This is a genomic window from Priestia sp. FSL H7-0729, from assembly GCF_038005685.1.
Classification (GTDB): Bacteria; Bacillota; Bacilli; order Paenibacillales; family Paenibacillaceae; genus Paenibacillus.
Genome location: NZ_JBBOTQ010000010.1, coordinates 26,752 through 40,594, shown reverse-complemented (window position 1 = coordinate 40,594; position 13,843 = coordinate 26,752). Strand labels below are relative to the sequence as shown.

Annotated in this window: 13 protein-coding genes; 9 read left to right on the top strand and 4 right to left on the bottom strand. The window is 46.9% G+C overall.

The features are described 5' to 3' along the window. Window positions 1–735, top strand: coding sequence for an ABC transporter permease (locus tag MHH93_RS20525; protein WP_500055539.1), 735 nt, complete (start codon window positions 1–3; stop codon window positions 733–735). 94 nt (window positions 736–829) lie between these two features. Here MHH93_RS20525 and MHH93_RS20520 read toward each other — a convergent pair whose 3' ends face one another. Then, a complete protein-coding gene (locus MHH93_RS20520; RefSeq protein WP_500055538.1) occupies window positions 830–1,390 on the bottom strand; it encodes an acyltransferase in 561 nt (186 codons plus the stop codon). A gap of 337 nt (window positions 1,391–1,727) precedes the next feature. Here MHH93_RS20520 and MHH93_RS20515 point away from each other — a divergent pair, with 337 nt between their 5' ends. Continuing rightward, entirely contained in the window at window positions 1,728–4,436 is a 2,709-nt protein-coding gene (locus tag MHH93_RS20515; protein WP_500055537.1) for a PAS domain-containing hybrid sensor histidine kinase/response regulator, read from the top strand. Window positions 4,437–4,585: 149 nt separating this feature from the next. On the opposite strand, the gene MHH93_RS20510 is transcribed toward MHH93_RS20515, so the two are convergent. Beyond that, on the bottom strand, window positions 4,586–5,539 hold the full coding sequence (locus tag MHH93_RS20510) for an L-lactate dehydrogenase (protein WP_500055536.1): 954 nt from the start codon (window positions 5,537–5,539) through the stop codon (window positions 4,586–4,588). A gap of 543 nt (window positions 5,540–6,082) precedes the next feature. Between MHH93_RS20510 and MHH93_RS20505 the strand changes: the two genes are divergently transcribed. From MHH93_RS20505 to MHH93_RS20490, 4 genes are all read left to right on the top strand, one after another. Continuing rightward, complete coding sequence (locus MHH93_RS20505; RefSeq protein ID WP_500055535.1) at window positions 6,083–6,769, top strand: hypothetical protein; 687 nt, start codon at window positions 6,083–6,085, stop codon at window positions 6,767–6,769. A 137-nt stretch (window positions 6,770–6,906) separates the two neighbouring features. Continuing rightward, window positions 6,907–7,728 carry a serine/threonine protein kinase gene (locus tag MHH93_RS20500; protein WP_500055534.1) on the top strand — a complete coding sequence of 274 codons (822 nt, stop codon included), beginning with the start codon at window positions 6,907–6,909 and terminating at the stop codon, window positions 7,726–7,728. A 166-nt stretch (window positions 7,729–7,894) separates the two neighbouring features. After that, complete coding sequence (locus MHH93_RS20495; RefSeq protein WP_500055533.1) at window positions 7,895–8,143, top strand: hypothetical protein; 249 nt, start codon at window positions 7,895–7,897, stop codon at window positions 8,141–8,143. 114 nt (window positions 8,144–8,257) lie between these two features. Further along, window positions 8,258–8,419 (top strand): hypothetical protein, encoded by a 162-nt coding sequence (locus MHH93_RS20490; protein ID WP_500055532.1) that lies wholly within the window; start codon window positions 8,258–8,260, stop codon window positions 8,417–8,419. 149 nt (window positions 8,420–8,568) lie between these two features. Here MHH93_RS20490 and MHH93_RS20485 read toward each other — a convergent pair whose 3' ends face one another. Further along, entirely contained in the window at window positions 8,569–8,778 is a 210-nt protein-coding gene (locus MHH93_RS20485) for a hypothetical protein (protein WP_500055531.1), read from the bottom strand. A 208-nt stretch (window positions 8,779–8,986) separates the two neighbouring features. On the opposite strand from MHH93_RS20485, the gene map reads away from it, so the two are divergent. Together map and MHH93_RS20475 are read left to right on the top strand one after the other, a co-directional pair. Then, window positions 8,987–9,733: a type I methionyl aminopeptidase gene (gene map / locus MHH93_RS20480; RefSeq protein ID WP_339304469.1), complete on the top strand. Its 747-nt coding sequence runs from the start codon at window positions 8,987–8,989 to the stop codon at window positions 9,731–9,733. 174 nt (window positions 9,734–9,907) lie between these two features. Beyond that, a complete protein-coding gene (locus MHH93_RS20475; protein ID WP_500055530.1) occupies window positions 9,908–10,921 on the top strand; it encodes an NADP-dependent oxidoreductase in 1,014 nt (337 codons plus the stop codon). A gap of 120 nt (window positions 10,922–11,041) precedes the next feature. Here the strand turns inward: MHH93_RS20475 and MHH93_RS20470 are convergent, their stop codons facing one another. Beyond that, window positions 11,042–11,527, bottom strand: a complete 486-nt coding sequence (locus tag MHH93_RS20470; RefSeq protein ID WP_179088578.1) for a CcdC family protein — start codon at window positions 11,525–11,527, stop codon at window positions 11,042–11,044. 688 nt (window positions 11,528–12,215) lie between these two features. On the opposite strand from MHH93_RS20470, the gene MHH93_RS20465 reads away from it, so the two are divergent. Continuing rightward, window positions 12,216–13,346, top strand: coding sequence for a hypothetical protein (locus MHH93_RS20465; protein WP_500055529.1), 1,131 nt, complete (start codon window positions 12,216–12,218; stop codon window positions 13,344–13,346). Window positions 13,347–13,843 lie beyond the last annotated feature (497 nt).

Genomic DNA, 13,843 nt, shown 5'->3' with positions numbered 1-13,843 from the left:
ATGAGCTTCGCGACAACATATTTTCGCATTATTTCGGCTGAGCGGCTAAAGATGGGCAAATCCCCCGTGTGGCTCCTGATTCTGTTGAGTCCGCTCATTGCGTTGCTCATCGGGCTATTGTCCACTCCATCGGGGAATTGGCAGGTATTGATGGGCACCATGGTCTTCTTGCACGGATTGCTCCTGTTGCCGATGCTGACTGGCGTGTTTACGTCCTTTGTCTGCCGTTTCGAACATGCGGGAGGAGGGTGGAAGCAGATGTTGGTTTTGCCTCTAACACGTTCAGGTGTATATGCTGGCAAACTGACGATTGTACTCATGCTTCTGGCGGGTACACAAGTGTTGTTGCTGATATCCATTCTGCTGGCAGGCATGATCCATGGCATTACAACGGAGATACCCTGGGGATTCCTGGTGGGCAAACTGCTGCTTGGGTTGTTGGCCTGTGTACCTCTTGCCGCCCTGCAGATGTTTGTTTCCCTGGTATGGAGCAGTTTTGCTGCACCGCTCGCACTGAATTTTGCACTGACCGTGCCGAATATTCTCATCGTAAATTCGGCGATATACGGGCCGTATTATCCCTGGGCACAACCGATGATTTTGATGACACCCGTAGACGGCGGAGGTTTCGGAGCCTACAATGTTCCACTGATGACGATGCTGGCGGTCATCGGAGGTAGTGCTGTTATTTTCATTGGAATCGGCATGATGTATTTTGCCAAAAAAGAAATCTGAATAATTAGATATAAGCCTGGTTATTGTAAGATCAAGATCCTCTTTAAGCAAAACATGCAACATTCTGTTGTATGTAAGCTTGAGGGGATTTTTTCTAATGTCTGACCCAACCGTCATGAATGGTCAGCTCGCGAATGATTTTGGCTGGCGCGCCGGCTACAAGTGTATTCTCGGGTACATCTTTGGTCACCGTGCTTCCTGCTGCCACGACGGCATTCCTGCCAATCGTCACGCCGGGCAGAATGAGCGCGCCTGTACCAATCCAGGCATTGTCCTGGATGACAATTCGCTTGGCAGTCTGGCTCCCATCATCCAGTGAATCAATCCGGTGATAAGCACTGTCGAATATGCTTGTTCGAGGACCGATCATGACGTTATTGCCGATGGTAACCTCTATGTTAGCGGCAATCCCCACACCGGCATTAATCATGACGTCATCGCCAATCGTTAATCGTGCCCCTTTAACCACAGTTAGTTGGGTTCCCCAAGGTTTACCTATGATGTTAAGCCGCTTTCCCACCTGCAAATCACCACGTTTATTTAGATATACTTTGCCCCTGATCCGTGGCAGTAGACCCATTGAGGGCTGTATTTTACCAAAAATGGTCAAGCCTCTTAGTTTACCATAAGCAATTTTAACTCTGTTGGGCAGCATGATTCATTCATCCTCTCCGTTGTTGAAAAACGTTTTTTAAAGATTATAGCCTTTTTGATACAAAATGTATCGTTAATTTTACACCGAGGCTTCGTAAGATCTAACGAATCTGAGACGTGTCTGATGTTCTTTAAAATTTTAATTTCCAACTATTACATCACACATCATGTGAATTGAATCATAGAATATAAGCAAAATGAGACAAGAATCTGGTAAAATAAAAAAAGCTGTTTCTAGACTGGCTTACATGGTTATTCGAGGGTAGGCCCATTTCAGCAAGGGATAATGAATCCCTGTTGTTAGATGAAGATATTGGCTGAGAAAAGAGGGGTAAGCCTTGGATATTAATAAAACGGAAACCCTGAAGCGCATTATTTCTGAGGGAAGTTCTTACCAATCACTGTTTTTTAACCACCCGGATGCCATTTATGTGATGGATATTCATGGCAATCATATGGACGCCAATCCGTCTTTTGAGCGGTTATCTGGATATAAAATTGAAGAACTTATGGGTATGAGCCGGGATCGGATCAGCCCGCCTGAAAGTGAAAATTTACGTAAACAGTTCATTACAGAGGTCCTGGCTGGACGTTCAGTCAGTGAATCCATGGCATTCTATCATAAGGATGGATCACTAAAGCAAGCTCAAGTTACCTATATACCAATTACAGCCGACAGTGAAGTCGTTGGAATATACGGCATAGCCAAGGATGTTACCGATATCGTGAAAGTGGAACGTGAGCTTCAAGAGGCGCAGGAGAAATATCAAGTGCTCGCTGAACATGCACAAGATCTGATTACGACTTGTGCTATAGATGGAGAGTTGTTATATGTTTCACCTTCTGTGTACACCTTGCTGGGTTATAAGCCGGAGGAAGTCACAGGAAAGTCCTTCAAGGAATATTGTTATCCGGGAGATTACCCGGACCCTATGGATCTTTCCAAGATCGGCAATGGCTGCAAGATGCGTGTGCTGCACAAGAAGGGACACTATATCTGGATGGAGACCTTGGCGAAGCCTGTGGCCGGAGAGCGTGGCAAGAGTGCCCAGATTGTAAGCATCAGCAGGGATATTACCCAGCATAAGGATGCGGACAGACGTCTTCGAGAAAGTCGTCAGCGATACAGATCGCTGTTCGAACATAATCCGGCAGCTGTGTATTCATTGAATCTGGATGGCAAGTATAGCGCGGTGAACAGCAAACTTGTACAAATGCTGGATATTCCGCGTAATAAGCTGATTGGCAAATCTTTTCTATCCAATCTGGATAAATGCGAAGTGCAATACGGCGAACACTATTTTAAAATGGTGAAGCAAGGCGAACCACAGTATTATGAGACCCGAATCGTCAATTCCAGAGGTCGGAAGATCGAAGTATCGGTTACGAATGTGCCCATTATTGTGGATAAGGAAATGGTAGGCGTCTATGGCATCGTGTCCGATATTACCGAACGTAAGGAATACACGGAACGAATTCAGGAGCTAAGCAAGCAACATGAGCTGATCCTTAACACGGTTACGGAAGGAATATATGGTTTGGATGCGGATGGAATCACCATGTTTATGAACCCGGCAGCAGCTTCGATGTTCGGTTATGAGGCGAAAGAGTTCATTGGCAAGAATTCCCATCCAATTATCCATCACACCCGTGCAGACGGAAGTCATTTTCCAAAAGAAGAGTGCCCGATTCAAATGACTGTGCTGGATGGACAGATACGTTCAATCAAAGAAGATGTGTTCTGGCGTAAAGATGGAAGCAGCTTCCTAGTACAATATCAAGTGACGCCCATTATTGAACAGGCACAGATTCAGGGCGCGGTGGTTGTGTTTAATGACGTGACTGGCGAGCGTGAAATTGTACGTGCCAAAGAGACGGCTGAGCTGGCAGCGCAGGCCAAGTCGGAATTTCTGTCGATGGTCAGCCATGAGATCAGAACACCGATGAACGGGATCGTGGGGATGACAGAATTGTTGATCGGTACCGATTTGTCGGAAGAACAACGTGAATATGCCGAGATTATTCAAGACAGCGGCGATGCACTGCTGAACATTCTTAATGATATTTTGGACTTTAGTAAGCTGGAATCCGGCAAAATGGCCTTGGCTTATGAGCCGTTTGCATTACGTAAGATGCTGGAACAGGTTGCAGAACTGTTTAAACCCCGTGCAGATGAGAAACAGTTGAAAATCAGATATCGTCTCAATCCAAGTATCCCTGAATTTATGGTTGGTGACGCCATACGTATCCGGCAGATTCTGGTGAACTTGGTTGGCAATGCGTTTAAGTTCACGGATCAGGGAAGCATTGATGTTAACGTGGATATCATCAAAGGCAGGAAGCCTGAAGATAGCGTGCTTGATTTCGCTGTGCAAGATACAGGAATTGGCATCCCGGCTGACAAGCTGGATCAGTTATTCCAGTCCTTCTCTCAACTACATCCGGTAATTAACCGCAAATATGGGGGTACAGGGCTGGGACTGGTCATCTCCAAGCGACTCGTGGAGATTATGGGAGGTAGTATCAGTGTCGAGAGTATAGAAGGGGAAGGTTCAACCTTCCGGTTTGCTGTTCCTGCGGCAAGTGTAGATGCTTCAGCCGAACAGACAGCAAGTCAGTTCCATCATGATCGTACACGTCAGAGTGATAAGGTCGCCATGCGTATTCTGGTGGCGGAGGATCATCCAGTGAATCGCAAGATTTTGCGAGAATATCTGGAGAAGCTGGGGTACCAGGCAGATGTGTGTACCAACGGCGTAGAAGCAATTGATGCCATCTCTCAGAATGCTTATGATATTGTCCTGATGGATATTCATATGCCGGTAATGGATGGACTTAAAGCGACAGACCTGTTACACCGCCTAATTCCACGGGATCGCATACCTCCAATCATTGCAGTTACAGGCAACGCCAAACGTGAAGACAAGGAAGCTTGTCTGGAGATTGGTATGCGTGACTTTATTACCAAACCGGTTATGCTTAGTGAGTTGAAGCGGGTGTTACAGCAATGGGGACCAAGGGACGAACCTCAGCTTGCACCGAATTGAATAACGACCTGTTAACGATAACGATGTAGCTGGGAAAAATAAACGCAAACACGCCAATAATCCTCCTCAGATGGAGTGTTATTGGCGTGTTTGCGTTGACAGGCTTTCGAAGATGAGCCGAAGTATACGAAATAGAGTATACGAATGAGTTATGCCAGAGTCAGACGATTGATATTACCGGATAGAATTTCACAGGAGTTATTGAACTTTTGGCGTTCCGTTTCATCCAGATTTAATTCGATAATCTCTTGAATACCATCTCCACCGATAATTGCAGGAACACCAACGCAGACGTTGTGTTGCGCGTACTCCCCGTCGAGAATAGCCGACACGGCGATGATCTTGTGTTCATCATTGAGGATAGAACGGGTAATGTGCGCGAGGGCGTTGCCGATTCCGAATTGAGTAGAGCCTTTACGGGTAAAGATTTCCCAACCGGCATCTTTCGTTTTGCGTGCAATATCGTCCAGATCCAGATGTTTGAAGCGCTCCTTATGCTGATCCAAAATGTGCATAATCGGTTTGCCGCCGATCGTCACATGTGACCAGGCCACGAATTGGGATTCTCCATGCTCCCCGAGAGCATAACCATGCACGCTGCGTGGATCGATGGAGAAGACTTCAGACAGCAGCGTTTTGAGTCGTGAAGAGTCAATGGACGTCCCTGTGCCGATAACATGCTCACGCGGAAGCCCTGATAACTTCCATACCATATAAGTTACTATGTCAACCGGATTGGCAGCGACGACAAAAATCCCGTTAAATCCACTGTTCATGATCGGAACCACGATGTCTTTGGCGATGGACTCTGCTTCCTCCAGAATATCCAGTCGTGTCTGTCCTGGCTTGGGATTCGCCCCTGCGGTTAAGATAATCACATCCATATTGCCACAATCCGCGTACGTGCCTGCATATACTTTGGTGCGGTTATGTGTGAAGTCCATACAATGGGAAAAATCCAGTGCCTGGGCTACTGCACGGTCATACGTCCGGTCAACCATCATAATTTCTCTGCATATGGATTGATTAATCATGGAATACGCACAACTTGAACCGACAAGACCTGCCCCGATCACCGCTACTTTACCTGATTTGCCTAACACTGCCGTTCAGCCCCCAATTAGATTGTATTTTCCGTTACTAACGCGTTCTATGTTAAGTATAGTCCTATATTTTATGCTGAAATGTACTTCTACGTTACATAAGATAACACATGAAAAAGCTGTCCAGCAATGATATCCGCTATCGCGGGAGCGTATTGGAGTAAATGAGTTAACAAAATTGACATGAATTATTCATAATCATAGGATTTGACGGCGTTTGCACCAGTGTCATTCGACATGACAGCATTCATGTCCGTTGTCGGATTGGGGGTTATTTGTGCGGATCATGGACCTGACAAAACTTCTCAGGAATCCGCAGAAACAGAACAAAACCGTCAAAGGGATCTGCCTAGAAGCCGACGAATACATACGGACAAGCAAAAGATAAGCATACTTGATCCATGAGACAGGTTGCCCCGATCCGATGACGGTTCCAAAAAGGAACGCTGAAGCCATAGTGTTTTATCCAAGAATCAATTCCATAACTCACTATAAGGAATTATGAGATTGATTCCCAAAAGACTTCATTCCGGGAGGGAATTAATGATGATTGAAGAAGCAGGAGCAACGACGGAAACGGCCAAGAGCCTGGGCATAGGTGCCAGTACTCTTCGTAAATATGCGGCGGCACTGGAAGAGCAGGGATACCGGTTCGAACGTTCCGCCAACAAATCCAGACTATTCAAGTCTGATGACATCGAGTGCATTGAACGCCTGATGACTGAACTCAGAGAGCATAATCTGCCCTTGGCTGATGCTGTGGTGACTGTATTGGCACCAGAGGCATCTGTAGCTGTAACAGAAATAGATGTAACGATGGTGGGGATCGCGGGTCTGTCAGAGTCCGAATGTGCAGCGACAGTCATGCCACCAACATATCCTGAAGGCGCGGAATCCATCGGAAATCTGAGATCCTATGAGGGTCTGGGACAACTGGTAAGTGAGGTGACATACGGTGCTGTAGAACAGCAGCAGGACGATCGGGTACAGCTGCTGCAACAGCGGGTTGATGAATTGGAGTTGACACTTCAGCACTTGGCAGAGACGCATATGGCTCTGCAGGAACAGATGGAGAAACAACGACTATGGATGAATGAGAAGCTGGAGGAAGAGCGAGATCGTGAACTCGTGACCAATCTGCGAAGCTTTCAGGGGAGAAAACGCAAACCCAAAGGAGTGTCGCTGCGCATGTTGTTTGGCTTGCTGCCCAAGAAGCATAAGGAAGCTTGATCGACAGACCATTGCCCGTCGTGATTTTGCATGATCGGCCTGATATAATAAGCTCCATACAACATGAAGACTGGCAATGAATCACTCGGTATAGAACCAGACCGGGATGAGATCGGAAAGCTGGCGTGGGAGGATCTGTGGAGCTGCGACGAAGTTGGCAAAGATTGCTCGGACTGTGGACGGACCGTGCTCAGCGGAAGGGGACGACCCTTGCCGAGCGATATACAATACAGGAATTGCTGGGCATGGGGAGCTACGGGCTGACATACCTGTGTACAGATGAGCAGACTGGCAGGGAAGTGGCGTTGAAGGAGTCCAAGCCCAGCAAGGGAAGACTCGCGGTGAACCTGCTGGAACGGGAGGCGGACGTGATGAAACGTCTGCATCATCCAGCAATCCCTGATCTATTGGATATGTTCACATCCGGGAGAAGAAGTTATATCGTTACCGAGTATATTCGTGGACAGACCCTGGAAGATTGCATATTTGAGCAAGGTCTTCGATATACGGAGCGGGAATGTCTGGAACTTGCAGGTCAACTGCTGGCTCCGGTGGCTTATGTGCATGAGCAGGGATATATTCATGGAGATGTACGGATTCCCAATGTTATTTTACGTGAAGGGACGGTGCATCTGATTGACTTTGGCCTGGCAAGACGCTTGGGGGAGCCGTTGTTGCCAGAGCTAAAGCGACGTATGCGTGAAGTGCCTGAGCCTGAAGATGAACCGGCTACACCGGATCATGATCTGCAGGATATCGGCCACTTTCTCCTTTTTATGCTGTATTCGGCTTATGAGCCAGAGAAGGGCCGTGAACCCGCCAGCTGGCAGGAGGAACTGAAGCTTACGCCGGAATTGCATCAGATGCTGGAACGACTCCTTGGACTGCGTCCGGGTTATGAAGGCGGAGCGATGGAGTTACGGGCAGAAATGGAACGAGTGTTGGTGAAGGTAAGATGAAACAAGTGAAATAAGCTTTATGGGTGGACCTATATTTGTTATTCGTGACCTCTTCGTATGATATAGGGGTCTTTTTCCTTTTTACTGATACATGCATAACGTACAAAACAGTGGGGTGAATGATATAATGAATAACAATTATACGTTGAAGGAGGCGATTCATCATATGCTTAAGAAACTGGAAGGCGATCATGCCGAATTATTCAAAACGTGGTTTCATAGCAAAAAAGATACCATAGTGGATATTGAAGGAAAGCATTATTTAATCAAGCCGCTGGAAAACGTCGTTCAGGAAGAAATAGAAAGTGATCACGAACTCAAAACTTTAATTATGCAAGCTAAAAAGGATATTTCTTCGGGTAGGGTCTACTCTACAGATGATATCATTGACGCAATTGAAAAAGGGGATTTATAGATGTTGATCCAGTGGACACCTTCCGCAAGATAGGCTCTCGCTCAAATTGGGAGTGTTCGTTTCACTCAGGAAGAAACAAAGCTCTATAAGATTGAACTAGTTCGGAGAATTGAGATGAAGGTAGCTGTCATGGCGGAATCCATGCCAGCTCAGGAACCATCCTGGCAAGGGACGTACCGGATATTAGTTGACAAATTTAAAGTGTATTACTCGTTCTCGATGGATAAGCGAATCTGCTACATTGAGGCACTGCGACATCAAAATCAGCAAAATTGATACATACTCATAAAGAAACAATAAGGGGTGTTCTGTTAGCCGTGTGTATGGCTAACGAACACCCCTTTGTTTTTGTTACATCATTGATATATGGTCGCGTACACTGAGCTGACCGATGATTACTCTTTAGTATTAGGAGTGGAAGCCGCTTAGCTGGAGCTGTATTTTCTGCTTTTGTAATAACCGGAACCACTGCGGTTATCCCGGTATTTCACATCCGAGGAAGAATAGCGCTTGTAGGAACGCTTGCCGGAGGAACTGCTGTGACGTTTATACGAGCGCCTGTCCGAGGAGCTGTAACGTTTACGGTGAGATGAAGATTTGGAATCGAGTAGTTTGCCGATAATTTTTTTGAACATGAGCTTTCACCCTTTCGACTTCAACTGTTTTAACCATATACGTGGCCAGATTAGAAGGGGTTTCGAGTTTTTTATGGATAATTGTATTCATTGGACAAGAGCTTGGCGTATAATAGGATGTTGCTGATTACACGGAATTTTTTATTTTGAGCGTTTAGCGTTACAATAGAGGACAGGATAAGATTTTAACGGACAAGGAGTAGTTGTTATGATTACGTTGAAGACCAAAGAACAGATTGAATATATGAAAAAAGCCGGAGAAATTCTCGCCGCGTGCCATAGAGAAATTGCAAAAATGATTCGTCCGGGCATCACGACACAGGAGATCGACCAGTTTGCAGAGGCGTTTATGAAGAAAAATGGCGCTACGCCGGAACAAAAGGGGTACAACGGATACCAATATGCGACATGTGCGTCGGTTAATGATGTAATCTGTCACGGTTTTCCGGGAAAATATGCATTGAAAGACGGCGATATCGTTACCATCGACATGGTGGTTAATCTGAATGGCTGGTTGGCCGACTCGGCCTGGTCTTATGCCGTAGGTGAAGTGACTCCAGAAGCGCAACATTTGCTGGATGTAACCAAAAACTCTCTGTACAAAGGCATTGAACTTGCCGTAGTGGGCAACCGAATTGGAGATATCTCTCATGCCATTCAAGTCTATGCAGAGGGTGAAGGTCTGTCGGTTGTACGTGAGTTTATTGGACATGGCATTGGTGAGAAGATGCATGAGGAACCACAAGTGCCTCACTATGGTCCGCCACATCGGGGCCCACGTCTGAAGGAAGGCATGGTTATTACGATCGAACCGATGCTGAACATCGGCACGTACCGCAGCAAGCTGGATTCGGATGGATGGACTGCGCGTACTATGGATGGAAGTCTGTCTGCCCAGTATGAACATACGATTGCGATCACAGCAGACGGTCCTGTGATTTTGACAGCACAATAATAGCTAAGGGCAGCTACCATGTGACGATATTTGCATATTTCAAGGCGGCCCACGTTTGTGATCCGCCTGTTTCGGTTTAAACTAATAAGAAGTGATAACATAGAGCCAGTGGTGAGTGATCTCAGCTGACAAGGGTTAACCTTGCGTCCACTTGGCAACAAGGAGGTAATTTTGGTGTCTATAAATAAACAGATCGTACTTGCGTCTCGTCCCGAAGGTGCCCCATCCAGAGAAAATTTCAAATTCATTGATGCACCTCTTCCTGAACCGGAAGCTGGGCAAGTCCTGGTACGTACATTATATTTGTCGGTCGATCCGTACATGCGGGGCCGCATGAAAGATACAAAATCCTATGCTGCACCCTACGCGTTGAATGAAGTGATTAAGGGTGGGGCCATTGGGCAGGTGGTGGAATCTTCGGAACCCAATCTGCGCAAAGGAGATCTCGTATCCGGCATGTGGGGCTGGCAGCAATATGCTGCAGTGAATACGACGGATCTTTCGCTGATTGATACTGAAGAGGCACCAATCACGGCATACCTGGGTGCGCTGGGCCTGACGGGTCTGACGGCTTATTTTGGTATGGAAGACATCGGCAAACCGAAGGACGGCGAAACGGTCGTTGTATCGGGAGCAGCCGGAGCGGTAGGCATGATCGCAGGTCAGATTGGTAAAATCGTAGGAGCGCGCGTGGTCGGCATTGCAGGCTCCGATGAGAAATGCGTTTATTTGAAAGAAAAACTGGGCTTCGACGTGGTGTTGAACTACAAGAAGGAGCAGGATATGTCAGCGGCCATTGAACGGGCTTGCCCGGATGGCGTGGACGTCTACTTCGACAATGTGGGCGGCGACATCTCGGATGCAGTCTTGCGTCACATCAATCGGAATGCACGTATTCCGTTATGCGGTCAGATATCGTCTTATAATCTGGAGAAACCGGATATCGGGATGCGGCCACAGACGTTGCTCTTAACCAATACAGCATTAATGAAAGGTTTCCTGTTGGGTGACTACACCAAATCCTTCAAGGAAGGCCGCGCCAAGTTGGCGAAATGGATCAAGGAAGGTCATCTCCAGTATGAAGAAAACATTGTGGACGGGTTTGAACAGACGCCGGAAGCATTCATGGGCCTATTCTCTGGAGATAATCTGGGCAAGCAGTTGGTTAAGGTTGCAGATCCTGAATAGATGATATCGCATGGTTTTACATTTAATAAGTAGATGTAAACGAAAAGACACGTTCTTCACATCGATGGTGTGGCAGAACGTGTCTTTTTATCTGTAAATCTGTGCAGGTGCTTAGGGTGACTAGTGTTCGGCAACCAGCACTTCTTTGTAGTGTTTGTACATATATACACGCCAGCGTACAATCATGCCGAAGGCCAATAGGAAGAATAGTCCGCCCGTTTGCGGAATGCTTACATATCGCTGGATGACTTCATGCAGAATTAAACGTACGGCTAGCAATCCGAGCAGAATGAAAGCAAAGCTGCGGGAGCGCGTGGCGAAAATCTCTTCGCCTACTCGTTCAAACCGTGTACTGCGAATGAGGGGATAGGAGAAAAGGAACCAGCCCACCAAAAACGCAATGAATGCCCAGAGTAAAGGAACATGTGTTGCCGGTACAACAAACATGAGAAATCCTGTACTCATGCCCAGCGGTGGAATAAGGATTTTGCGAATGGTCACCGGTCTGTGACTGGCTTTCATGCGGATGAAGATGGCAAGCAGTGCCATGACGAGCATGCCCACGGTTGCTCCAATTTGCAGGTAGTACGGACTGATTTGAGCCACGTAGAACTCCCTCTTTCTGGAATAATATATTATCCGTAGATCCGGAACTCAGTGTGAATTGCCGGAATTTTCAGTTCCTATTATATCACAATCGCATATAACCGATAGAAAGCTTAGTGTATCATATACCCGATATGTATTCACAGGGTGTATTTGAAAATTTTGTATTATTGTGCCCGTTGTAAGGCCGTTTATTCGATTAAGGGGAAAAGTGACGACAACACGGATACAGGAATTACATGCAGAAGGTTGAACTGGTGATGCGGTTACAGAAACGTATGAAGCTAATCGGGGAACGTGGCCGTATTATATATATTCACGATTCGATCTGCAGGGTGGAAGTACCCGGTTATGGCGTGAGTTGTTAAGATAGCTAATTTTATTTTGATCGAATTGTTGGTGCCTGTGTTGGAACTGGGAGCGATCGTGTGTTATCCGCGAGTGCAGTGATGTTCGAGATATGGTGTTCACGCTAAGCATACACTTCCAGAGAGGTGACGCATCTGCTATTGTATGCATGTACGGAGATGTTCTGGTTCAGACCACTGAACAATATATTCCGTATGTTTGGCCTTGTGCAGGCTATCGGATTGAAGAAGGAAGAAGAGAAGAACATTAGGATTGGATCAGGGTAATCTGCTGGGAAGACTGTGTATACCTTGGAACAGAGCAAGGAGGAAGACGCTTCATGAAAAAAAGTTACAGGCCAGTTACGATGTGGACGCTGGCTTGTTTTACAGTGGTATCGGTGGTGCTGGTTGTCCCCTGGATTATGTGGCAATCCCAGGCCCCTGTTCCGCTGAACATTATGATTATAGACAAGAGCAAACCGGACTTGTCCTATCAGGGGCACAAGGGACTGGTCTGGCTTCTGAATCAGCAGAAGATTGTACAGCACACCGGGGAACATTACTCGTATGAAGAGGATTATTACGGCTATGATATTCAGAACGGGCTTCCACGGTTGAAGCAACTGCTGCCGGATGAGGTGACAGACACGGATCTGATCTATCTGACGGCGAATCGGAGCAGTCTGTCTGCACAGGAGAATAAACGGAAACAAGACGGAATCTATGAAGGACTCACGATATATGATGTGCAGAAGATTCGCGAAGCTGCATATAAAGGGGTAACGGTTGTCGCCGAATACAGCGCAATGGCCAATACGGCTTCGAAGATGACTAGGGAGCAGCTGTATCCCATCCTGGGAGTGAACAGCAGTGGTTGGCAAGGGAAGTCGGTATCTAACCTGCAAAGCTTGGAAGAAGTCCCCCGGTGGGTTCGGGCAAATTATGAGCAGCGGGAGAAGAAGAAATGGCCTTATGCCGGAGCTGGTATTCTGCTAGTTCATATAGATGGGCAGGTCATCGTGCTGGAAAAAGGCCCGGATGTGAAGACAGAGGATGTACAGGTTGCATTCACACCAGAAGGCAGGGATTGGAGCGGCATAACCACGGATATTCATTACGGTGGATGGTTTGATATCATTCTGCCGCAACAGCGGGATTCCATATTGGCTTGGTACAAGACTGATATGACGAAGATAGGCGAGCAGAAGCTGGAGCATGCTGGAGTACCAACGGAATTTGCTGCACTTGTCCGCTACGACGATTATAATCGATCGTATTACATGGCAGGGTCATTCGGAGAGATGAAGCATTATTCCTTCTGGCGCCGAATCCGGGGATGGGAGGTCGTCCGGTCCAAGCTTACGCCAGATCAGAAAGATATTCCTGACATGTTCTACTGGAAGGTGTACGTGCCAGTGATGAAGCATATTTTGGAGGAAGTGCAGGATAGTCGGCAGCAATGGCCGTAGGGTGGTTGTAAAGAAAAACGTTCGGATGGGGAACAGACGGCGAGAGGCCGTTCTAGCCGGCTGAGGAACGGGAGATGTACATATTAGAGAAGTGCGTAGATGTGAGGGGTAAAAGTGTGGTTGGAGCGCGATGCATATCAGGCAGAATCTTGATTGATATGTACGATGCGATTTGGGTAGCTCGAAGGGAAGACCCTTACCACCATGAAGAATTGGGTTTGTCGCTGGATCGGTGAAAAGAATCATCCCACTGCGGGCGGCGTGGCGTGAACATGATCTGAAGTATCGTACGCAGCACGTTCTAACGAACCCAGCACATCTTATTCGGCCCAATGGAGTACGTTGGCAAATGTAACGAATCACAGACACGTTAATTGCGCAAATATGCTTATTTTGCCTGTCCAACTGTCAGTTTTCTGCGAAATAGGATGTGTGAGATTCGTTAGCTTTTGTTAGTCCCTCTATTCGCCGTTTTAGAGTGTCCTCGGTTCGTTAGA